The sequence below is a fragment of the Streptomyces aureocirculatus genome, assembly GCF_000720475.1.
Lineage (GTDB): Bacteria > Actinomycetota > Actinomycetes > Streptomycetales > Streptomycetaceae > Streptomyces > Streptomyces aureocirculatus.
On sequence record NZ_JOAP01000061.1, the window covers coordinates 1 to 22,387 of the forward strand.

Annotated in this window: 13 protein-coding genes and 3 pseudogenes; 4 read left to right on the forward strand and 12 right to left on the reverse strand. The window is 68.4% G+C overall.

The annotated features are described in order from the left end of the window. Positions 1-15 precede the first annotated feature (15 nt). The 3 genes from IG78_RS0136395 to IG78_RS0136405 form a co-directional block, all read right to left on the reverse strand. Positions 16-1,632, reverse strand: coding sequence for a CpaE/TadZ family protein (locus IG78_RS0136395; protein WP_030572318.1), 1,617 nt, complete (start codon positions 1,630-1,632; stop codon positions 16-18). An 81-nt stretch (positions 1,633-1,713) separates the two neighbouring features. Next, a complete protein-coding gene (cpaB, locus tag IG78_RS0136400) occupies positions 1,714-2,424 on the reverse strand; it encodes a Flp pilus assembly protein CpaB (protein ID WP_030572320.1) in 711 nt (236 codons plus the stop codon). Between the two features lie 125 nt (positions 2,425-2,549). Then, entirely contained in the window at positions 2,550-3,578 is a 1,029-nt protein-coding gene (locus IG78_RS0136405; RefSeq protein WP_051853306.1) for a hypothetical protein, read from the reverse strand. Positions 3,579-3,858: 280 nt separating this feature from the next. On the opposite strand from IG78_RS0136405, the pseudogene IG78_RS53070 reads away from it, so the two are divergent. Further along, a pseudogene (locus tag IG78_RS53070) lies at positions 3,859-4,038 on the forward strand (site-specific integrase); the annotation flags it as partial. 135 nt (positions 4,039-4,173) lie between these two features. On the opposite strand, the gene IG78_RS52855 reads toward IG78_RS53070, so the two are convergent. Continuing rightward, positions 4,174-4,620, reverse strand: a complete 447-nt coding sequence (locus tag IG78_RS52855; protein ID WP_225882370.1) for a DUF5958 family protein — start codon at positions 4,618-4,620, stop codon at positions 4,174-4,176. A gap of 61 nt (positions 4,621-4,681) precedes the next feature. On the opposite strand from IG78_RS52855, the pseudogene IG78_RS52860 reads away from it, so the two are divergent. Continuing rightward, positions 4,682-4,981: pseudogene (locus IG78_RS52860) on the forward strand (hypothetical protein); the annotation flags it as partial. Positions 4,982-5,068: 87 nt separating this feature from the next. On the opposite strand, the gene IG78_RS0136415 reads toward IG78_RS52860, so the two are convergent. From IG78_RS0136415 to IG78_RS0136430, 4 genes are all read right to left on the reverse strand, one after another. After that, on the reverse strand, positions 5,069-5,356 hold the full coding sequence (locus IG78_RS0136415; RefSeq protein ID WP_051853309.1) for a DUF7848 domain-containing protein: 288 nt from the start codon (positions 5,354-5,356) through the stop codon (positions 5,069-5,071). Next, the gene (locus IG78_RS0136420) at positions 5,349-5,693 is read right to left on the reverse strand and encodes a hypothetical protein (protein ID WP_037687352.1); all 345 of its coding nucleotides are present in this window, start codon (positions 5,691-5,693) and stop codon (positions 5,349-5,351) included. Before IG78_RS0136420 ends, IG78_RS0136415 begins: the two co-directional genes overlap by 8 nt. Before the next feature lie 157 nt (positions 5,694-5,850). Next, a complete protein-coding gene (locus IG78_RS0136425; RefSeq protein ID WP_030572332.1) occupies positions 5,851-7,098 on the reverse strand; it encodes a helix-turn-helix domain-containing protein in 1,248 nt (415 codons plus the stop codon). 559 nt (positions 7,099-7,657) lie between these two features. After that, on the reverse strand, positions 7,658-7,891 hold the full coding sequence (locus IG78_RS0136430) for a hypothetical protein (protein WP_225882372.1): 234 nt from the start codon (positions 7,889-7,891) through the stop codon (positions 7,658-7,660). Between IG78_RS0136430 and IG78_RS53075 the strand changes: the two are divergent. Next, positions 7,838-8,125 (forward strand): annotated as a pseudogene (locus IG78_RS53075) (hypothetical protein); the annotation flags it as partial. The gene IG78_RS0136430 and the pseudogene IG78_RS53075 overlap by 54 nt on opposite strands. 23 nt (positions 8,126-8,148) lie before the next feature. Here IG78_RS53075 and IG78_RS49740 read toward each other — a convergent pair. From IG78_RS49740 to IG78_RS0136445, 3 genes are all read right to left on the reverse strand, one after another. After that, positions 8,149-8,433, reverse strand: coding sequence for a hypothetical protein (locus IG78_RS49740; protein ID WP_157855994.1), 285 nt, complete (start codon positions 8,431-8,433; stop codon positions 8,149-8,151). After that, the gene (locus IG78_RS0136440; RefSeq protein ID WP_249926156.1) at positions 8,430-15,332 is read right to left on the reverse strand and encodes a polymorphic toxin-type HINT domain-containing protein; all 6,903 of its coding nucleotides are present in this window, start codon (positions 15,330-15,332) and stop codon (positions 8,430-8,432) included. Before IG78_RS0136440 ends, IG78_RS49740 begins: the two co-directional genes overlap by 4 nt. Before the next feature lie 93 nt (positions 15,333-15,425). Continuing rightward, positions 15,426-18,128: a LamG-like jellyroll fold domain-containing protein gene (locus IG78_RS0136445; RefSeq protein ID WP_225882371.1), complete on the reverse strand. Its 2,703-nt coding sequence runs from the start codon at positions 18,126-18,128 to the stop codon at positions 15,426-15,428. A 1,616-nt stretch (positions 18,129-19,744) separates the two neighbouring features. On the opposite strand from IG78_RS0136445, the gene IG78_RS0136450 reads away from it, so the two are divergent. Further along, positions 19,745-20,779, forward strand: a complete 1,035-nt coding sequence (locus IG78_RS0136450; RefSeq protein WP_030572347.1) for a chitinase — start codon at positions 19,745-19,747, stop codon at positions 20,777-20,779. 95 nt (positions 20,780-20,874) lie between these two features. Here IG78_RS0136450 and IG78_RS0136455 read toward each other — a convergent pair whose 3' ends face one another. Next, positions 20,875-22,206, reverse strand: a complete 1,332-nt coding sequence (locus IG78_RS0136455) for an Nramp family divalent metal transporter (RefSeq protein ID WP_030572350.1) — start codon at positions 22,204-22,206, stop codon at positions 20,875-20,877. Positions 22,207-22,387 lie beyond the last annotated feature (181 nt).

Genomic DNA, 22,387 nt, shown 5'->3' on the forward strand with positions numbered 1-22,387 from the left:
GACCCACCCCCCGCCTCACGGCGCCCCCTCGGACGCCGCCCCCGCCTCCGCGTCGACGGCCCACCCCGTCTCGACCCCCGGGAAGAACAGCGGTACGTCCACCTGGACCGTGGCCTTCATGACGTCGCCCTCCGGGGCGCAGGAGATCGTGGCGCCCTGCCAGGCCTCGGGCAGATGTTCCTTCCCCGCGGCGTCGCAGGCACCGGCGTAGTCCCCGTCGACCGCCGCCACGGCCGTCGCGGCCCGAGCCGCCTCGTCCGCCGCGTTCCCCGCCAACGAGTACGTGTACCCGTACAGCGCGCACTGCCAGAGCAGCCCGATGACGGTGAGCACCAGCGGGAACATCCCGGCGAACTCCAGGGTGACCGCACCGCGGTCGGACTTGCCGAGCCGCCGCGTGCCACGCCCGCCCTTGCGCCCGTGCCCGGCCCCGGACTCCCCCGCCACAAGGCCGATCTCCCCGGCGAGCCCCCACAGCGCCTGCTTGACGGTGGACTTGCTGTCGAGGTCCTGTACGCGGCCTGCGTCGACGGCGGCCTGGAGTTCCTTGGGTACGTCGGGGACCGAGGTACGGGCGGCCCGGGTGCCGGTGACGCGGGCGACGAGGGCGGGCTGGATCTCAGCGCCCCGCGCCGCCCGGTTGACGACCGTCAGCGTCTCCTCGGCCTTGCGGATCTGCAGCCGGTCCCACAGCCGCACCATGCGTTTGGCGGCGCGTACGGCCACGACGTCGGGGGTCAGCAGGAGCACGGCCTGGTCGGCCGTCTCGATGGCGGTGGCGGTGGCGGTCGTGACGTACGTACCGCAGTCGACGACCACGACGTCGTACCGTCCCCGCAGCGCGTTGACGGTCTGGCGGGCGACCCGGTCGGTGATCTCCTCGCCGCGCTCGCCGTCGGCGGGCGCGAGGAGCAGGCCGACGCCGGACTCGTGCGCGTACACGGCGTCCTGGACGACGCGCGGCGAGATGTCGCTGATGGCGGCGAGGTCGGCGACGGAGCGGCGGAACTGCACGTCCAGGTATGAGGCGACGTCGCCGGACTGGAGGTCCAGGTCGAGCAGGACGGTGCTGCGCCCGGAAGCCTGCGCGGCCAGGGCGAGCTGGACGGCGGCAAGGGTGGTGCCGACGCCGCCCTTCGCACCGGTGACGGCCACGACCTGCCCCCCGCCGCCCGTCGCGCCGCCGGGCCCGCCCCCGTACAGCTCGACGGCGGTGGAGCCCAGATGCCGCCGCATGCCCGTCGACCAGGCGGAAGCCGCCTGCACCCGCTCGGCGAGGGCGTCGTAGCCGAGCGGGAACGTGACGATGCCGCGGGCGCCGCTGTCCATGGCGGCGGTCAGGAGCGCCGGGCTGGTGTCGGCGGTGACGAGGACGACGCCCACCGCGGGGAAGCGCAGGACCAGGTCGCGGATGAGATCGAGGGCGGGCACGGGCGCGATGCGTTCGTGTACGAGGACGACCTCGGGCAGCTCGTCGAGGGACTCGGCGGCGAGCCGGGCCAGGGTGTCCAGGAGGGCCGTGGAGTCCGGTACGGGCGCGGCGGGTTCGGCGTCGGGGAGCTGCGCCGCGAGGCCGGTCAGGGCGCGAGCCGCGTCCGGGTCACCGACGGCGGGCAGGATGCGGGTGCTCACGTCCGGCCTCCCCCCGTCCGGACCCGCCGGCTGCGGCGGTACGAGGGAACGTCCATAGGGCGGCTCATGCGGCGGCTCCCCTTACTTGTCCTCGTCCAGGGTGTACGTGCGGTCCCCGCGCGGCACATCCGCGTCACCCCCCTGTCCGACCAGGGCGAGCCGTACGTGTGAGGCGAACGACTCGGCGTACGCGACGCGTTGGGTGTCCTTGGTGTCGAGCGCGAAGGTGATCGGCACCGCTTCGGCGTTGCGGCGCCGCGACCGGTCGTCGGGGTCGGCGTCGAGCGCCGTCAGCTTGCCCACGTCGATGACCTTCGCGCCCTCCACGATGACCTTCGACTGGTCGGAGCCCTTCTCGTCCTCGGCCTTGAAGGTGGCGTAGATGTTGACCGTCGATCCCGGCGTGATCTTCCCGGCGACACCGGTCGCCGCGTCGATCATGATCGCGATCTCCTGCTGCCCCGGCTCCAGTCGGGGCCGCTTCACGATCATGTCGTTCTGCAGCAGGGAGCCCTTCCGCAACTGTGTGACGGCGATCTTCCCGCGGAGCTCCCGCAGATCGGTCACGGCGTTGTCGGACAGCCAGCGCTCCGGCATCTCCACCTTCTTGAACTGTCCGGGCTCCAGTTCCTTGTAGGGCGCGATGTCCGTCTTCAGCTCGTACGCCTCGACCTCCGGCCCGACCTTGGAGTTCACGTCGCGGATCACCGAGAGCACCCCGGCGAAGGCGCCGAGCGCGCACAGGACCGAAAGGACAAGGAGGATGACTCCGCGGCGCTGGCGTGCGTTCATGGGCCGGACTACCTACCTCGTTCGTGCGGCGGGTGCATGTGGCTACGGACAGTGAGCGGTGTGGTGCACGGGTTGTCGGCGGTGGCGCTTGCGGCCGCCGTGGTGGGCCGGTGGGCCCGGCGGCCCTAGGTGGCGCCTCTTGGCAGGGCGCGTACCGCGGTGGCTTCCGTCCCGCCGCCGGGAGCCGCGGCGGACTCCCGCTCGGTCGGGGCCCGCTCGGCGGGGGCCCGTTCTGACGGTGGGAGCAGTGGTGCGGCGCAGAAGGCGCAGCGGTCACCGATGAGTTCGAGACCGCACCAGCGGCAGTCCTCCCTCCGCACGGACGACACCAGTTGGTAGAGCACGGAGATGTCGGGGATCGCGGCGGCGAACTCGACGAGCTTGCCGGTGGCCCACCAGCGGGCCGACTCGCCGGGGAGCCGCACGTCGGCGCAGCCCTGCACGTTCCACGCGGGCGCGAGCGTGTCGAGGACCCAGTCGGGGGTGAGCTGCCCGGTGGCGTACAGCATCTTCGTACTGAACCCGGGCCCGGCGAGCAGCGTGTCGCCGCCCGCTTTGACCAGTTCGGGCCGTGGTGTGGCGAGGACGGCGAACTGGGCGCCGGGAACCCAGGACCTGGCGTGCGACTGGAGCGTGACGGGCACGCGGTCCAGCCTGGCGACGGAGCCGAGGAGGGCGCCCGCGTAGATGTAGTGGCTGAGCAGCCGGGCGGCGCAGGCGAGCACACCCGGGCTGAAGTCGCAGACCGACAACTGCCGTAACTGGAGCGCGAGTACGGAGAGGCCGAGCGGCGGCAGCTCGCTGCGCACGATGGCGATCCGGTCGGTCTCCAGCACGGAGCGGACGGTGTGGAGCCGGTGCAGGACGGCGGGTGGCGCGGAGGCGGGGCAGAGCACGATCACGTACCCGTGGTACTCGATGAGGGTGTGCGCCTCGGTGAGCGCCTGCTCCAGGGAGAACGCAGCGCTCCCCTTGCTCCCCTTCGCTCCCCGGGCGCCCATGGCCCCCATGGCACCATTTGCCCCCACGGCGCCCTTGGTGGCCGCGCCGCCGCCGGGACCAGCGAGGCCCTGGAGCACGGTGGCGGTCGGGGTGTGCCGGTCGGGCGAGGGCAGCACAAGATCGGGGCTGGTGACGGCTATCGCGGTCGGCATCCGCACACCCCCGGTCCCGGTCCGCACGCTCCCGCCCGCACTCCGACGGTCACATGCACCCTGCACGCACGCGCAGGATCACGTGCGCCTCTGCCTGTGCACCATATCCACGCAGGGCCCCGGCCAACACCCAACTTCCCACTGTTCACCCACGGGTTGTCGAGATGCACCCGCTTCCCGGACCCGCGCCCCACCACCAGATCCCCTCGCCCACACCCTGGATCCCCACTGCCGCCGTTCCTGTCCCACTGTGTTGCCCGCGGCTCTACTCCTGGAGTAAGGCGTTGATCTCGTCGTCAGCAAGGAACTCCTCGGCCACGCCCACATCGGCGTCACCACCGACGTCTACGCCCACGCCCGACTCCGCCTCCAGCGCCAAGCCATCGGCTCCCTGAGCAGCGTCCTCAGCCACGCCGAGGAACCCCCTGACGAGCCGCCTACCGCGACGCTCGTCCGCTGACGTTGCCGTCAGCATTGCTGTCAAACGCCCGGGAGCCCCCGCCGATTACCAACTCGGCGGGGGCTCCCAACGTGCACCCGAGTGACCTCTGAAACCCTTGGCAATTCACCCTCGGTACGCCGGCGGCGTCGGCGGTTACGGCAGGTTGTGCCAGGCGTGGCTACAAGTTCCTCGGCACTCCGTTTCTCTTCGTCGCGTGTCAGCTACTGCGAAAGTAGACACGAGGACGCGAAATGATTTTACGTACTCACCGGGGGGCAGATTTATGATCTTCCCCATCTGTTCGAGAATCGGTTCCCGGACAATGAGCACTGCCGGGGTCATGGTCGGCTTGACGCCTGCTTGCAGTAGCCCCTCACGCGCATCGTTCACCGTTGCATGGGCCTGCATAGCGTAACGAACAACCTCATGCAGTACTGCCTTCTGTCCAGCCTCTTCCAATGAGGAGAACCAGGCCACAGTGTCGTCCAGGGTGCGGAGCCCTTGAGCGACCTCGTTGATGATGCGTTCTGACGCTCTCAAATCCTCACCTGCTCCGGGGCCCGAACACCACGAACGGCCTATCCCGATCCAGCTCTGCATAGTCGGGGCGATTCGGATTATAACTTTGCCAGAAGTCTCGACCGCGTCGGGGGCCGCGTAGCACACGTACTATGTGCTGGCGGGGGAGACGCCGGTTCTGGTTCACAACTCCAACGGGTGGTGTGGGCCTGGCCTCAGAACGGTATCCGAAGCAGGTATCAGCCCGAATGATGCCAAGCGAATTCAGAATGCTGCCGACAAGGCGGGGCAGCCAATCATCGTGGTCGGAAGCCGGGCAAACGGAACTCCCAATCCGACGTCAGACTGGGACTACATCCTGTCTGGTCCCTCCAGAACTCGTCACAGCGTAAAGAATTCGCTGCCAAGAGGGACGGGTGATGGCGAAGGGAGCGGTGCGGGGGAATCCGTGGGTGTTGCCGTCGCTACTGCCGTCAGGAGCACGGGGTGCACGGTGGTGCTGCCGCTGGTGGGGTGTCGGCGCAGGGGTTTACTGCCACGCGCCGGGCTCGGCACGGAGTATGGCGCGGACGGTCTGCTCGTAGTGCTGGTGGCCGGTCTGGGCGCAGTGTTCGGCGATCCAGTGCGTCAGCTCGTCCGGGGTGTGCAGGGTGCCGGATGTAGCACCGCAGTTGCGTTCCTCGCCGGTGACGCAGAGCGCCGTGAAGGCCGGCAGAGCCAGGGGGTCGGGGACGGTGGTCACGTGGTACTCGCGGAAGCGATAGCGCCCCCGTGCGGCGTCGCGGACCGATGCGTCGGTGTCCGCAGAGTCAGGCACCCTCGTCCACCTCTTCCTCTTCCGGGTCCGGGAGGCGCTGCCCGCGCGAGTCGGCTACTCGGAGCGCGTCCGCCAGGGCCTCGGTCAACCGGCGGGCCAGCCATCGGTATTCGGTGGCCGACGGAGTTGGCGCTCCGGGAGCCGTGGCTTCTCGGGCGTGCTCCAGCAGCTCCTGGCCCAGGCTGAGCTGTACCGTCTCGATGCTGTCGGCGAGGGTGGAGAGGTAGCCCCGGCCGTCGGTGCTCAGGTAGCAGGGCTTCCCCTCCGGGCTGGTCCACGGCAGTAAGCGGGGGCCTCCCCCACCCGACGCGGCGTCGTACAGGTCTCTGCGACGCATGCGGTCGGCATCGCTCCTGGGCTGGCTCACTGGGCACCCCCGGCCTGGGTCACTGATGGTGGACACACCGACCGTAGGCGCTGAGTGATCATCACCCCAGGTGAGAGTCACGGCAGTTCGCGACTCTTGGTTCGCGAACTGCCACGCTGCGTGGCAGCTACCCGACGACGCCCAGGTAGTCGGCCATTTCGCGCATCTCCGTCGTGAGGGTGCGCTTGCGCTTACCCAGGATCTCCTGCATGGTCTCGGCGGCGCCGTTCTGGTGCCGCAGCCACTGCGGGGCGGCTTCCCTGGCGCGGGTCAACTCCTCCATGGCGGCGGACAGGTCGCCGGTCCGGGTGTGGGCGCGCGCCACATCGAGGGTGAAGCGGTTCCCGTCGTTGGCGCTGGGCCTGCCCAGGCGCTTCCACGCCTTGGGCGACAACTCCTCCTGCTCGCCCACCTTGCGCACCACCGCACGGGCGTCGCCGACGACCAGGGAGTCTTCGAGCGCCTTGACGGCGACGGTGACCGGCCCGAAGACAGACCAGTGCCGGGAGACGTTGCGATGTGCCGTCCCGACCGCGGTTGCCGCGACGCGGGCGGCCTGACGGTACGCCTTCGCCTCGTCGGGACGGTTGTTCCTCGCGGCCGCGGCGGCGGCCTCCATCGCCAGGCCGCCCCACACCGCGTAGTGGTCCGGCTCGACCCCGGTGATCTTCGGCTCCACCGCGTCCATGCTCTGGGCAGCGACCTGTTCCGCCTCGTCCAACCTTCCCTGCCTCACCAGCAGCCAGCACATGCAGCCGACACCCGAGCCCGCCGCGAGCAAGTCTCCGGCCTGACGGGCGTCCATGATGGCGCCGCGCACGGCGGCGTACGCGATGTCGTACTGCCGTACCTGGGTGAGGTAGGTGCCGGCCAGACGCAGCGCCTCGGCACGGGCCAGCAGAGCCTGCCGGTGCTCGTCCCCGGCGTCGTAGTAGGCGACGGCCTGTGCGGCATCACGCAGCAGGACCGGCAGTTGAGCCGCGACGCTCCTGTAGCTGTCGGAGAAGTACAGCACCCGTGCGTCTTGCAGCGTCCGCCGGAAGGTGCGCAGGTTCGGCTCCTCGCCCACGGCTTCGGCCTCCTGCTCCACGAGCCCGACGGCCGGGGTGAGGGCGGCGCGGAGCTGGATCAGGTTGACGCGGTTCGGCTCCTCGGTCCGCCCGACGGGCTCCGGGGCATCGGACGCCATCAACGCGGCCGTGGTCACCCCCAGGGCTCGGGCGAGCGTGTGCAGGGTCTCCATGCGGAGAGTGCCGCCCTGCTCGGCCTTGCGTACCGTGCCCGGCGATACGCCTGCGGCATGGGCCAGTTCCTCCTGGCTCATCCCCGCGCGACGCCGGTACCTGCGGACGTTGTCAGCCAGCTCCGAAATCATCAACTCACCACCTCCCACTCCACGGTACGCCCGGCCAGCACATCACCCGGGGGCGATCCGGCAGGACACCCACCCACAGGGGCTACCCCACGACCTGGCGCGCCGGGACTCCGGCAGGATCGGGGCCTGAGCGGGAGGGGTCCCTCGTCGGTCGGGCAGCTTCGCCGTGCCAGGGTTCCCCGGGGGCCGCCAAGGCTCACCTCGTGACGCGTGCGCTCGGCCTTGGCGGCCCCCGGGGGTTCCTGGTACGCCTCCGGTGACTGGGCGGCGAGGGACCCCTCCCGCGCCCCACGACCTCACACCCACAACGAAGCCGCACCCGTAAGTCGGCCCCCTGCCCCTCAGAGGGAAGGCCGGGGTCTGGGGCAGCGCCCCAGGTGGTTCGCTGTCCTGGCTGTTGCGCGCCCGGACCGACGGGGCCGTCGCCCGCGGGGCGGAGACAGGAGCGGCCGGCGGCCCCGCCGGGCCGGAGCGCGCACGGGCCGCGCCAGCGGGCCGCCTTGATCAAGTAATGAAACTCTGAACAGCTCACCCACTGGTCAAGCTGCCCGGCCGATGGTCAGGGCCGCTGCTGCCGGCGCTTCTTCGATTCGGCCAGTGCGGTCTCCAGCTTCTCGCTCGGCAACATGTCCGGCTCGGCGTCGTCGCCATCGAGGGGCGGCAGGAACAGGCCGCGTCGGCTCTTCTCTCGCTTGACCTTCCTGCGCTCGCTGAAGAGCCGCTGATGCTCCTCACGGACCTGCTTCTTGAGCAAGGCGTCGAACTCGTGATCATCAAAGAGCTGTTGGGTCACGCCAACACCGGCGTCACCGCCACCGTCTACGCCCACGTACGCCTACGACTGCAGCGGGAGGCGATGCAGTCCTCGGCGACGCCCTCCACCGCCCCTGACACACGCACGGCAACGGCCGTCAGACACGACATAACGGTTGATACCGGCCATCCGATGGCCCCATTGCTTCGCTCAAGCGAACCGACAGAGCCGCACCGAAAAGTGCGATTGACCCATCAGGGCGTCCAGTCGTGATGCCTCTACTCCCGACGGCATATCTAACTCAGCAGCCGCTCCAACGCATCGAGGGTCTCCTCGATGGCCAGTTCGTCCTCGCGAGGCAATTCTCGAAGATCACCTCGATCAAGAGCAACAGCATAGATTTCCTCAAGGACCCACCAATGTGAGCGAAGATCCTCGCCCAATGGAGATGCCTCAAGATTCGACGAAACCGAGTCGAGGTCGTCGATCAGACTCCGGAGCGCAATCTCACCGGCACGGTATTTCTGAATCGACTTACGTACGCCTCCGCGCAACCACTGCACATCAGAACTCTCACTCACTGCTTGATCCTTCCGGAGCTAACGGTGACAACCCGCCCAGTTGCGGTATCCGTAATCACCGTCACATGATTCTCCGCTTCGTAGTAGGCCGTGGTCCCGGCCCGCTTCCCTGCCATTTTTTCGCCGCCACGAATTGTGTTTTCAACTACCGACGGCATGAGACCGCGCTCTTGCATCCGGTCAATCGCATGTCCGGTGTAATCGCGCCCCGCGATTGTTGCCGGCTCGTTTGGCGAAAGATTCCGGAAGTTCGTACCCCTCCCGCCAACTGGGGTCGTCGGGCAGTCGCTGTTGTGAACGAGGACTGGCGTCTCCCCCGCCAGCACATAGTACGTGTGAATGTCCTCGACAGTGAGGTTGTACGTCCGCGCACGCTGCGTGAAGGCGCGGTTCTTGGTGACGGTGACCGTGTCCCCGTCGTCGGTCCGCAGTGTCATCCCCGGCTTCAGGTCCGCCGCCTCGAGCCAGCGGTGTTCCGACGGGGACCAGAACGGGTGCTCGTAGGTCGCCTTCAGCCGCTCGATGCCCTGGTCGGTATCGATGAACAGCTCGTTGAAGCGCTTGTCGCGGTCCGTGACGATGAGGCGGGTGACCTTCCTGGGGCCGGTCTCCCCGGTCTCCGGGTCGGTTGCGAGAACCTTGTCGCCGAGTTCGACGTCTTCGATGTTCTTCGTCCTGCCGTCGGCCATGAGCACGCCGGTGCCGGCCAAGAAGCAGTTGCAGCGGGAAGGGACCCGCTTCCCGGCGTCCTTCGCGTCGTCCGCCTTCTTGACCTTCTTGAGTGCCTTGGCCACCTTCAGCGCCCTGGCCCATGGAAGGTCCATGGCCGCGTTGCCGCACTGGCTACTGAGGCCACGCTGGTTGAAGCAGGTCTTCCATGCCTGTACGTCAGGCACGACAACCGCTTTGATGAAGTCCAAGGGGCCGAACGAGGAATCGCTTGGGCCCTGCTTGGGCAATTCACCGGTGGTGCAGTACGTGGCAAGCCCCGAACCCGTGCATTTCAGCCCGGTGCCACCGCCAGACGAGGTCTGGCCACCGCTGCTCGTGCGGGCAGTACCACCGCCGCCACCACCGCCACCCCCTCCGCCCCCGAAGGAGCCGGGACCCGGGCTGGTCACACCTCCAGGCCAAGGACTTCCTCCGCCACAGTCCCACCCGATGATCGGGTTGCTGGGGCAGTGCCCTCCACCGCCGGACGGCTTGCAGAAATCGTCAGCGCAGAACTTCAAACCCGTGGGGTCACTAAACGTGACCGGGCTATTGTTCGCATAGGCGTACCCGTTGAGGGACTGGTGCTGATCAGGGCTCAGAATCGGGTCAACGCTGATGAACTGGGCGACGGTCGGATCGTACTCACGTGCCCCGATATGTGTCAGGCCCGTACCCTTGTCCACGGGCTTGCCCAAGAACCCCTTGTCGTCCGGCCAGGCCGGGGATTTCGCGCCGCGCGGTGTCCCGAACGGCGACGTGTACCGCTTCGTCACCGCATACGTCGTCGCGTCCAAGGCGATGCTCGACGTGCCGTGGTGGTCGGCCGCCAGGAAGCTGAGTTCCGATTCCGCCGTACCGCTCGTGCCGGTACGGACCGCGATGGTCTGGTTGTTCGCCGTGTAGTACCGGGTGCCGGCGAGAGTCTTCTTCGTGCCCTTCGTCGTCAGGCGGACTTCCATGCCGCCGAGGTAGAGCACCGTGTCGCCGTCACCCTTGGCCCGGCGAATGAGGAGTTCACCGTCGGCGTCGTAAAGGTAGCTGGTCTCTGACGTGCCTTCGAGGGCCTTGGCCAGCTTGCCCTCGGGGCTCCACGTCAGGGTCTGCCGGTCCTTCGGGCCGGGGCGCTTCGTCGTGTTGCCGGTCTTGTCGTACTCGTACGTGGCCGCGCGCGCACCGGTCGTCTTGGCGAGCGGGTGCGGCTGGCCCTCCGCCGTGCCGTAGTCGTACGTCGTGGTCTCGTCGTCACCCGTCGTCTTGTGCTGGGTCTCGGTCTTCCGCTGACCTGCTTCGTTGTAGCTGTAGGACGTCCAGTAGGGGGCCGCGCCCTCGATGTTGGACTTCGTGCGCTTCGCGGCGGCGCAGTCCGCAGTCTTCGGGGTCCAGGCCTCGGTCAGGTGGCTGTAGCCGTCGTACTCGAAGCACTGGTAATCGGGTTTCGACGTGCCGCCCTGCGTCGTGGCGTCGAAGATCGACGTGACGTTCCCGGCGTCGTCCCTTTTGAATTTCAGCTCCTGCGGCATGTAGCCGTGCACGTCGTCGGTGACGTAGGAGCGGGTGAGGCGGCGGGTGCCAGCCTCGTAGTCATAGTTGAGGTAGGCCTTCTTCTCCGCGCTCGCGCCGCTCATGCCGAGCGTGAGCTGGCGCAGGTCGCCCTGCGGGGAGAAGGCGGCCCCGTGGAGGTAGCCGGTCGTCCCGGCCAGTCCGGTCTGCTGGCCGGTGGCGTTGTACTCGTAGCCGATCGTCTCGGCCTTGAGGCCCCCGGCCGCCGGCTGCGAGGCCTGGCTGATCGTGCCGTCGAAGCGGTACCCCGTACTGAACGGCAGCTTCTGCGGGACGCCCGCCTGCACGAGGGGGTCGGTGTCGGGCAGGCTGAGCTCGCTCTCCTTCACCTCGTAGAGAGGGGTGTAGGAGGTGACCTTCTGGGTGTACGCCTTGCCGGTCAAACCGCCGTCGTAGCGGGTGGCCGTGTCCTGCTGGCCCTTGGCCAGGTCGTCGTACGTCCACGCGGCCAGCTTGTGGGCGTCGGTCTTGTCGGTGTGCCACATGCCGGTCTTACGGCCCAGGTCGTCGTAGCCGTAGAGAAGCTGCCGACTCTCGTCGTCCTTGGCGGTCTGCGGACGGTCGAGGACGTCGTACGTCGTCGTGGTGACGCCCTTGTCCGGGTCGTCGGCCCTCACCTGGCGGCCGAGCAGGTCGTAGGCGTAGGACCACTTGGCCTTGTCCGGGCCGGTGATCGTCTCCTGCTGCCCACCGGGGGTGTACGTGAAGCGGGTGCTCGTGAAGTCGGTTCCGGCGGGCTTCGGGCTTCCGTATTCGCGGCGCAACACGACCTGACCGCGGGCATCGGTGACCTCGGCCGTGGCCTGGCCGCCCTCGGGGGCGCTGGTGGCCACCGTGTCACCGGTGTACGCCGTGGTGGTCGTCCAGCGCGGCACTCCGAAGTTCTTGGTGACGGACTTGGTGGCGCGGCCCGCCGCGTCGTACGTGGTGTCGGTCTGGAGCGGGGCCTGGCTTCCCTCGGTCTGCACCGGCTCACCGCTCGGCGCCGACGTCTCGTCCCAGGTGTCGCCCTGGCTGCTGACGGCGAGACCGCGGTCGTCGTACAGCGTGATGCCGATCAAACGGCCCCCGGCCGGTGTCGGGGTCTGCGTCTGGCGGGGGCGCAGGAGGGAGTCGTAGAACTCGTACGAGGTGTTGTAGCCGGAACCGTCGCCCTTGAGGGTGCCGGTGGACACCCAGGACATGGCCTTGCTGGTGACCTTGTAGTCGTAGACGTGGTTGGGGGTCTTGTCGAGGACCCGGAGCCGGTTGGGCAGCCAGATCTGGGTGGTCCGGCCGAGACTGTCGTACGTCGTCTCGGTGACCCTGTTGTTCGGATCGGTGACCTTCTCCGGTGCCCCGGTGGCGAATTCGACGTCCGTGGTGACCTTGTGGCCCAAGGTGTTCGTCACGCTGCTCGACGTCAACGGGCCGGAGGCGGCCGGCGTGTAGCTGGTCTTCGCCGTCGTCAGCCCGTTGGTGTCCTTCACCTCGGCCGGGCGCCCGAGGGTGTCGTACGTCGTCGTCGTGGTCTTCTGCCAGGACGCCACATTGTCGCTGCCGTACCCCTTGGCCCTGCCGGTCCAGGTGGGCTGGCCCTTGGTCGGCTTCAGGGAGGACATCCACTTGGTGGCGTCCGGGTCGTCGTACACGGTCGCCGTGTCGCTCACGACGTCACCGGGCTTGTCCGAGTCGGCGGGCAGGTCCAGGTCCGCGACCGGGGTCGAGCAGGGCTTGGCGACCGTACGTACCCGGGACGTCAGGGCGTTGAGACCCTTGTCGTCGTTGCGGGCGTACCAGGTGCGGGTGCACGTCTCGTCACCCGTGGCAGCGTCGTCGCCCTGGTCCTCGACGGCTTCGGCCATGCCGTACTCGTCGTAGGTGGTCTTGGTGGTGCGCACCCGGTCGCTCGGCTCGGGGCCGCTGGTGACGCGAGTGCGGGCGTGGGACGCGGCCGTGCGGACGTAGTACGCCTCCGTGTCGGCGTACGACTTGTGCTGCGTCGCCGTGCGCTTCGACCAGGGGTCGTTGATCGTCGCGGAGACCTCGGTGTCACCGTTGTACGTCACCGTCTCGCGGGCGAAGCCCGCGTACTGGTCGGCGTCGGTGATCTCCGCCGCTTTGATGCCGTCGGTCTTGGCCGTCCTGCGCTTGTCGGGGTCCGGCGTCTTGCCGTCGGCTCCCGCGACGCGGTCGCCGTTCATGCCGCGCATATAGACGTTGACGGTCTTCAGGCGGTCGCTGCCCTTGTCACCGGTGTAGTGGGTGACCTTCCCGTAACCCCGCCAGACCGACCAGGTGCGCTCCTTGGCGGGCGTCATGGGGTCGTCGTTGTAGTGCCACGCTCCGCCGCCCGAGTACTCGTACGTGTTCTGGACGGCTTCCGCGCCGCCGCGCGGATCTGTTGTGGAGACGCTGGTGACCGGATACTTCTGGAACCAGTCCAGTTTCGGCGTCTTCTCACCGTTCGGTGACCAGTACACCGGGTAGCAACGGCGGGTGTTTTCGTCCGGTGCGGGCATGGTCTGCCCGGCCACACACTCGGCCGGCCTATACGTGACGATCGTCTGCGCGCCCGTCTCCGATGTGACCGAGCGCAGCCGCGGCTTGTCGAGGGACAGGATGTCGTCGCTGGCACCGTCGACGCGGTTGGGCTGGAATTCGTGCGTGAACTTCACCGGGTCGAGTGCGATGTCAGTGCCGCGCTTGCCCGTGTGCTGAAGCTCGTCGAGCCACAGGGACTGGTCGGTGCTGTCACCGGTGTCGCCCGGGTCGAGGTAGAGGTGCTTCAGTTTCCAGTTGTCGACCTGCCAGTAGACGGCCGGGTTCTCAGCGGCGTTCCATGCGTACGTAGTGACGCCGGTCATGCGCTTTCGGGTGAAGAACGCCGGGGCGACGTTGCCGGTGCACTTCTTGTCGTCCTTGCAGACACTGTCGAACGGCACGTCCGGCCAGTTGTCCCGCTTGTCCTCCGTCAGCTCGTCACAACCGGTGCCGGAGGCCAGGCAACGCTCGGCGTAAGTGAAGGTCACCTTGTGGGAGGCGACAGGGCTGGCGGAGAACAGCGCGTTGGCGCGTTGGCCGTAACGGATCTCCTTCAGGTGGCCGCCGCGCGTGTAGTCGGTGCCGGTGTTGTCGTCACCGAGCTTGTCGTAGTTGTTGTGCTCGGCCTCGTACCAGTACGTCATGGCGTTGTCGCGGGTGTCCTCGACCAGGTCGAGGTTCCAGCGCCATGCCTGCTTCTTGTCCCGGTCGGCGAAGGCGCTGCCGTCCGCGTGGCCGGGCTCGCCCTCGTCGTCGCCGAAGACCGGAACCGTCCACACCGAATCGGTGCGGTCGTCGGCGCCCGCGCCCTTCAGCTTGTTCAGACCGAAGGTGTACGTGGTGCCGTCGCCGGTGGTGACGGTCCAGTACTCGCCGTTGTCGTCCCCGTTGGCCGCTCCGGTGTGGTGCTTGACGGTCGAGGCGTCGTCGTTCTTCAGCCGCCACTGGCCGTTGGTGTCGTCCTTGACCAGCTCGGAGGCCTTGCCGTTGAGGACGAGGGAGGCGTTGTCGTACTTCCAGCACAGGTCGTACTTCTTGTCGTGCCCGTCGTCCTCGCAGGAGCCGTACTTGCGCTCGATGTACGACGAGGTGAGGTCGAAGCCCTCGCCGATGACCGTGCCCTGGTTGTTGGTGGAGGCGGTGCGGCCGTCCACGCTTCCGGAGTCGTAGGAGATCGTGAGGTCGGGAGACGGGCCTGCCGCGGCCGGGGGTGTGCGCAACGGGTACGACCACGTGAAGGAGCCCGAAGATCCGCCTGCTTCCCAGGTCGAGGAAGCCGCGAGCGGGGTGGCTCTGTAGTCACCGGCGCCGGACTTGGTGCCGGCTGCCAGGGCGAGGACCATCGTCGGGCCGCCATGTGATCCTGCCTTGGCGGCAGGGAAGGACAGTGCGGCCTTCAGCCGCTCGTCCTTGCGGTCGTTGGTGAACTCGACCGGCTCACGCGTGCGGCAGTCCGCTTTGCCGGGGGTGTCGAGCGCGCAGTCCGGGAGCCGCAGGACCTGGAGTCGGCCTGCCCAGTCCCCGCCGTAGGCCGAAGCGAACGCCGAGTAGTCCAGGTCCAGGCCTGCCCTGCCGCCTTCCGCGGGTGCCGTGGCAGTGAGGACGACACCCTTGACGCCCAGCTTCGACGCCTGCTTCTGGTCCAGGACTTCGACCTTGAGCTGGCCTGCGGCACGCTGGGGGGCTCCCTTCGCCGCTTTCGGCGCGGTGAGCGTGATCGGCAGTGCTCCGGGGTTGGCCTTCGCCGCACCCGAGTCGGGCAGCTTCAGGGTTGCCGTACCGCCGTGAGGCCAGGTCACGGTGCGCCGCTGGTCGGCGCGTGCCCGCTCTGCCGCCCGCCGGTCGGCCTCGGCGGACTTGCTGACCACCGCCGCGTTCTTGTCGTTGGCCTTCGCAGTGAACGGCGAGACCTTGGCGGAGCGCGGTGCGTCCAGTTTCGGTCGGCCCAGTGGATCCGTGGCCGCTGATGCCGTGTTCGTGAACATCACAGGGGACAGCAGCCCCGGCAGCAGGGCGAAGCCGGTGACGACGGCGATCCGCCCGCTCCACTTGCGTCTCGCTGATCTGCCGGTTCCGGGCAGCCCGAAGCCAAGCTTTTTCATGTGCGTGTCTCCTTGCGTACGGCCGCCGTGGGGCGGCCGCACGCCGTCGAATTCCAGTGAGGAAGCAGAGAAGGAGCAGGCAGGCCCAGCGGCCTACGTGGAGGGCTCCGCGATCTGGTCGGTGACCTGCTCTTGATTCATCGCCCCGGCCCACACCCGCAGCTTTGCCAGGTCGCCCGGCAGATAGTGGCCCGTCGCACCCTTCGCAGAACCGCGTCCCACCGTCAGGGAACCGTCGCCCTGCTGCGCCCTGGCGAGGCCCGCGTCGTCCTCACCCTGCTGCGCGAACTGGCCCACGTAGAGCTTGGCCACACCGAAGCGCTGATCGCCTTCGTCGTCGGTGAAGTCGAGGCCTGCGTCGAAGACCCCGGTCACGTCGACCCAGGTGTCCCATTCCTTGTCGCCGATGACGTCCTCAGCCGTCGTGACCGCGGAGGCTGCCACTTTGCCGTCAGCGTTCACCGCGGTCCGACCGAACTTCCACCGATAGGCGTCGTCACCGGTCTTCTCCACCCACAACACCCACGAAGACTCCTTCCCCACCGGCGTGGCCTGCCCCGCCACGAGCCCGCGGTAGCCGACGGGCTTGCCCGCGAGTTCGGACTTGGTCAGCCGTACCCGCGCCGACACCGTGAACGACCCGGTCTCGTCGACGACGGGCCCCGCCGCCGAGGCGTACCCGTTCTTGCCGTCAAGGACGAGGGACGTGGCGTCCTCCCCGGTCAGGCGTGCGCCCGAGCCGGACAGGTCCATGGCACCCCGCCGGTAGGGGAAGCCCGTACTGTTCGGGTCGTCCGGGTCCTCCGGGCTCTCGATGACCCCGTCTCCGGAGGAGATGGTGGCGTCCCAGTGCCCCACCAGCTCGTTCGTGGGCGCGCCCTTCCGTTCGAGGCGGTTCTCCTCACGGATCTCCTTGGGCTCAAGCGCCCGCTGCCACGCGGCGAACTCGTCGACACGGCCCGTGAAGTAGTCGCCGTAGCCGCCGCCCACCTTGGTACGCCCGACCATCATGTTCCGGTCCGCCGTCCAGGGCTCGTACGTCGACGCCTCGTCGGCCAGGACCACCGGCTTGCCCTGCGGCCGCCCGTTGACGAAGAGCTGAATGGTGTCGTCGCTCCTGTCACCGTTGTCCTGCGTGTCGAAGACACCGGTGAGATGCGTCCACACCCTGAGCGGCGGGTCCTCCGCGGTGGCTGTGGAGCGGATGTAGGCAGGGCTGTTCCTGTCCTGGTCCGTGCGGTTGAACACCCACTTCTTGAGGGCGGACGAGTAGTAGAGCGTGAACGCCGAGCCGTGCTCGCCCGGGGCGGACAGGATCGTGCGGTTGGCCGAGGCGTCCGTCAGGTACGCCCAGGCGGAAACGGTGTAGGAGTCCTGCGTGTTGACCGGGACACCGTCGGTCGACGCGTACCCGACACGCTTGTCGGGGTCGCTGATGTTGTCGTTCAGGCGCAGTGCGTAGTCGCCCGCTCCACGGCGGCCCATGGTCGACCAGCCGGTCCCGGCCTGATCACGCAGCACCACGTCGTGCCGGGCGCCGACCTCGCCCGTGTCGTTCGCGACGGTCCTGTCGGAGCCCGGGGGCGCGTCGTTGAAGCGCCAGCGTCCCGTCGTACCCTCCGCGACCGCGACCTTGAAGTCGAATTCCGCCGGCGGTCCCCAGCGGACCCGGCCTTCCTTGTCCTTCTTCAGGTCGCTGGCCTCCACCGACAGCGTCTGCGTACCCGACAGGCCCGGTTTGAGGGACACGACGGCCTGGTGGGACTCGGCCGTGACCGTTCTGGTCTCGTCGGCGTCCGACGTCAGCAGCCGCCACCTGTAGGCCTCCACGTCCCGGTCCGCGGCGTTCGGGCGGAAGTGGAACTTGCCGGGCCGGCCGGGGCCGCCACGAGGGACACAGTCGTTGGTCGTGCACTCCGCGTACGGCAGCATCGACTGGATGGTCGGTGCCTTCGGCGCCGTCGAGTCGATCCGCAGGTAGCACCACTTCGAGTACGGGGAGAAGAGGTCGCCCTTCTTGCCGCCGTACACCCAGTGCGACTGGGTGCGCGCCTTGAAGCGGTACAGGCCGCCGTCCGCGCGGTTGGAGGTGGTGATCGTCTCTCTCGTACCGTCCGGATCCCAGCCGGAGTCCGGCTTGTAGCCCTTCCACACGTCCGACCACGACCCTGCCGCGGTATCCGTACTGGAGCGCTGCATCACGAACTCGGCCTGCAAGGAGCCCTCTTCGTCTCCCTGGTGCTGCTCGACCTTGGTCTGCACCGTCGCCCGCAACGTCGGTGTGTTCACCGTGACGGTCACCGGGTCCTTCGCGGGGCGGCACTGCGTCCTGCCGTTCCCCGTCCCGGGCACGGCCCCGACCGTCGACGGCACCCCCGGCTTGTGCATGTACCAGACCTTGAGCTCGGCGTTGTTGTCGAACCGCTTCCACGCCCGCGGGTCCCCCTCGTCCTTGGCCCTCAGCATCAGCGTGAGCCGGGACATCTTGCCGTTCGCGAGCGCCCGGACCGTGGTGGTGAGGTCCTCGTCCTTCTCCGCCGGGTTGTCGTTGAACTCAATCCAGGAGTTGGGCTGTTCGGGGCTGCACAGGTTGCCGCGGCCCGCCGACACATAGCGGTCGCCCATCTGGTTGAGCTGCTTCGGGCCGGGCCACCGCGTGCCCTCGGAGATGTTGTCGGTGCGCTCCAGGTCGACCCAGTGCGGGGAGCAGTTGTACGACCAGGTCTCGTAGGCCCTGAAGGTGGCGTCGAGGACGTGCTTGCCCGCGAGTTCGGACGCCCCGAACTCGAAATACATCCGGTCGGTGTAGCCGCCCAGGTCGCAGTAGTAGCCGTCGGCGATACCGCAGCGCCCCACGCCTTTGGGCTCGCTGAACTTCCAGAACTTGTCGCCGTCCGAAGAGAGCTTCGTCCACTCCGACTTGCCCAGGCCCACCGACGGGTCGATGAAGACCGGGTACACGGTCTTCTCACCCCGCAGCAGATCGAGGTCGGGTGTCACCGACACCGCACCGTCCCCCACGGAGACCGGCAGATCGGCGGTGGTGTCCCCTGCCCCGGGCTGCGCCGGGTCCTCGGAGACGCCGCCCTCGGCAGGCTTCGCTCCGGCACCCGTCGCACGGAGCCCCTTGCGGGGCGCGGCCGCGATGTCCCCCGCTGAGTCCCACATCTGCCCGGAAGGGCCACGGAAGAGCGCATTGCCGTCGGCGTCCACGGCACGCAGGCCGCCGCCCTCGCCCGGGACCAGGCTCAGGCCCTCTCCCCGCGCGGTGAGCTTCACCTTCTCCAGCTCAGGACTCGCAGCCGCCTCCGCCGTCTTGACGACCAGCACCTCGCGGTAGCCCTCGGCGGTGGCCGTGAGCTGGAGGTCCACGTCCTTGACCGGCACGTTCGCGTACGTGGCCGTCGCGCCGTCGAGGGACGGCTCGGGCAGGGCCGTCGGCCAACCCAGCTTGAGGCGCTGGCCACCGGCGCCGAGGCGCAGCAGTCCCGAGCCCTCTCCGCCTCCCGAGAAGGCGAGGTCCACCACGGCGGACTTCGGCCCGACGGCGCCGTCGGCACGCTTCTCCAGGGTGACGTCGATGTCCCGCCACGCGTCGGCCGCGTCCCGTGCCCGCTGCGGCTCCGTCGCCTGGGTCATCACGAACGTGCCGTCCGGATTCGCCATCGTCGTCGTGTACTCGCTGCGCTCCGCGACCACTTCGACGGGCTCGCCGCTCGCGGCCGCCCGCTCCGACGCGGATTGCCCAGTCGGGGGCGCGTTCGTCGGCTCGGACCTCACCTCGCTACCGGGAACAGCGAATGCGACCGCAGGCAGGAGTGACAGGAGCACAGCCGCCGCTGTCACGCCCCCGGTCACGCCCCGTGTTCCCCGCCGAGCGCGGGCACGCCGACGCCTCCACCCCAACTCCACAGTCCCCACCCCAGAGTCACCAATGCTTCACATTTATAGGCGGAGCGAGTTAACGCGGAGTTAGTTCCCCGAGTCAAGGTGACTCACGGCACATTTTTGGCCCCTTCTGGTGGCCCAATAGGGCCACAGGAACCGGAACTTGCAGCTCCGACGCGAAAGAGCCTGGGACGACGTCCGTAACCCTGTGTGAGCAGGAGTCTCGACGCGGACCCGAACGCGCCATTTTCGATCTATCGGTGCGACTGCGTTTGACGTGGTCGCGCTTTGCTGGCGCGACGCCTGAACCGTGCAGCGGGTGCGGCTCATGACACAGAACCGGCCAGTCGGGCTCAGTGCGGCACCGGCGCGCACTCACTCTGAGCAATCCACCGACACCTCCGCCCACCCCCACCCCCTGTTCAAACTCTTGACAACCCCAATGGTCTGGACCAGCTTGTACGACCAGCGGTGGCCACCGTTTTCGTCACTCCTCCCCCATTCCCCCCACACGGAGGCAGAAGATGGACCGCGCACGCAGGAAGAGAAGTGCTCTCGTCGGTGGGCTCGCCGCGCTCGGGCTCGCGTTCGCCGGGCTCGCCACCGGGGGTGCCGGTGCCGCGGACGCGGTGGACGCCGCGGGCGCTCCGGCCGCGAACGCCGGGGCCCGTGCCGTCCCCAAGCACGCCGTCACCGGCTACTGGCAGAACTTCAACAACGGCGCGACCGTGCAGAAGCTCAGCCAGGTGCAGAACCAGTACGACATCATCGCGGTGGCCTTCGCCGACGCGACCGGTACGCCGGGGCAGGTGACCTTCAACCTCGACTCGGCCGGGCTCGGCGGGTACACCGTCGCCCAGTTCAAGGCCGACATCAAGGCCAAGAAGGCCGCCGGCAAGTCCGTGATCATCTCGGTGGGCGGTGAGCGCGGCGCCGTGGCCGTCAACAGCTCCGCCGCCGCCACGAACTTCGCCAACTCCGTCCACAAGCTCATGCAGGAGTACGGCTTCGACGGCGTCGACATCGACCTGGAGAACGGGCTCAACTCCACCTACATGACGCAGGCCCTGAAGTCGCTCGGGCAGAAGGCCGGGCCCGGCTTCGTGCTGACCATGGCGCCGCAGACCATCGACATGCAGTCCACGAGGAACGAGTACTTCAAGACCGCCCTGAACGTGAAGGACATCCTCACGGTCGTCAACATGCAGTACTACAACAGTGGTTCGATGCTCGGCTGCGACGGCAAGGTCTACTCCCAGGGGTCCGTGGACTTCCTGACCGCCCTCGCCTGCATCCAACTGGAGGGCGGGCTCGCCCCCTCCCAGGTCGGCATCGGGACGCCCGCGTCCGCCCGTGCCGCCGGGTCGGGGTACGTCTCCCCCACCATCGTCAACAACGCCCTGAACTGCCTTGCCAAGGGCACCAACTGCGGCTCCTTCAAGCCGTCGAAGACCTACCCGGGCATCCGCGGCGCCATGACCTGGTCCACCAACTGGGACGCGGCCAACGGCAACGCCTGGTCCAACGCCGTCGGCCCGCACGTCCACGGGCTTCCGTAGACCCGTCGCCCGCCGTCCACGGGCTTCCGTAAGCCCCCTGCTCCGCAGCGCCGCAGCCCCGCCGCTCCCCCGGCGGCGCTGCGGCGCAGTCGGCCCTAGAAGAAGCTGCCCCAGTCCTGGTCCGTGATCTGCTTGACGGTCAGGACCAGGAAGAGCAGGCCCGCGATGGCCAGCATGCCGTTGCTGAGCCAGCCGTTGCGCCACTCGCGCGGTGTGCGCCCCGAGTTGAGCAGCCAGATCAGGGTCAGGGACAGGAACGGCATGAAGGCCGCGCCCAGGACCCCGTAGATGATGATCAGGCGGAACGGCTGGCCCTCGAACAGCAGGATCATCGGCGGGAACGTGAGCCACAGCAGATACGCACGGAACGGCACCGACTTCTCGCGGGCGCCGGAAGCCACCTCCTGGCCGGTCAGGGCGGTGCTGTCGGCGCCCGCCCGCGTCTTGCGGTAGCGCTCCACGAAGTCCGCGAACATCAGGCTCACGCCGTGCCACACACCGATCAGCGAGGTGAAGGACGTGGCGAAGAAGCCCACCAGGAACAGCTTGGCGGTGGCGTTCCCGTACTCCTTCTCCAGGATGTCGGAGAGCTGGACCAGGCCCTTCTCGCCGCTCGTGATGGCGACGTTCGAGGAGTGCAGCATCTCGGCGCCGACGAAGAGCATCGCGATGACGAAGACGCCGGTGGTGATGTACGCGACGCGGTTGTCGAGCCGCATCACCTTCATCCAGCCGGTGTTCGTCCAGCCCTTGGCGTTGACCCAGTAGCCGTACGCCGCCAGCGTGATGGTGCCGCCGACGCCGCCGATCAGGCCGAGGGTGTTGAGGATCGAGTCCTTCTCGTCCGGGACCACGGGGAGCAGGCCCGCGAAGGCGTCGCCGAGGTTCGGGGTGACACGGATCGCCAGGTACACCGTCACCACGAACATGACGCCGACCAGGACCGTCATCACCTTCTCGAAGACGTCGTACTTGTTGAACCAGACGAAGACCAGGCCGACGAGTCCGGTGAGGATCGCCCACCACTTGAGATCCATGACGTCCGGGAAGAGCGCCTGCAACGGCAGCCCCGACGACGACATCGCGGCGGCGCCGTAGGCGAAGCCCCACACCACGACGTAGACGACGAAGAACCACGTCGTCCAGCGGCCCAGGCTCGCCCAGCCGTCGAACAGGGTGCGGCCCGTCGAGAGGTGCCAGCGGCCCGCGGCCTCCGCGAGGGAGATCTTCACGACGCAGCCGATGACGGCGGCCCACAGCAGGGTGTAGCCGAAGTTGCTGCCTGCGATCAGCGTGGCGACGAGGTCACCGGCGCCGACACCGGTCGCGGCGACGACGATGCCGGGACCGATGTACTTCCAACTGGACTTGCGGGGCACGGAAGCGACGTCCCCGGATTCGGTGGGTCCACCCTTGGTTTCGGCCATGCGATCAAGAAAGCGTAAAGGCCCTTCGCGCACAAGAGGCCCGTACGTGTGGTGCGTGCGGAGTCCGTGCCCCGGTACGCGGGATCCGTACGAGTACTCCACACGAGTACTCCGCACGAGTACTCCGCAGAGGCACCTGGCACAGGTACGGCTCAAAGGAGCCATTGACCGGAGCATGCCA

Excerpts from the sequence above, each read along its gene's own strand:
- cpaB (WP_030572320.1), bottom strand. The coding sequence starts at position 2,424 with ATGAACGCACGCCAGCGCCGCGGAGTCATCCTCCTTGTCCTTTCGGTC.
- IG78_RS0136405 (WP_051853306.1), bottom strand. The coding sequence starts at position 3,578 with ATGCCGACCGCGATAGCCGTCACCAGCCCCGATCTTGTGCTGCCCTCG.
- IG78_RS52855 (WP_225882370.1), bottom strand. The coding sequence starts at position 4,620 with ATGCAGAGCTGGATCGGGATAGGCCGTTCGTGGTGTTCGGGCCCCGGA.
- IG78_RS0136420 (WP_037687352.1), bottom strand. The coding sequence starts at position 5,693 with ATGCGTCGCAGAGACCTGTACGACGCCGCGTCGGGTGGGGGAGGCCCC.
- IG78_RS0136425 (WP_030572332.1), bottom strand. The coding sequence starts at position 7,098 with ATGATTTCGGAGCTGGCTGACAACGTCCGCAGGTACCGGCGTCGCGCG.
- IG78_RS0136440 (WP_249926156.1), bottom strand. The coding sequence starts at position 15,332 with ATGAAAAAGCTTGGCTTCGGGCTGCCCGGAACCGGCAGATCAGCGAGA.
- IG78_RS0136445 (WP_225882371.1), bottom strand. The coding sequence starts at position 18,128 with ATGTATTTCGAGTTCGGGGCGTCCGAACTCGCGGGCAAGCACGTCCTC.
- IG78_RS0136450 (WP_030572347.1), top strand. The coding sequence starts at position 19,745 with ATGGACCGCGCACGCAGGAAGAGAAGTGCTCTCGTCGGTGGGCTCGCC.
- IG78_RS0136455 (WP_030572350.1), bottom strand. The coding sequence starts at position 22,206 with ATGGCCGAAACCAAGGGTGGACCCACCGAATCCGGGGACGTCGCTTCC.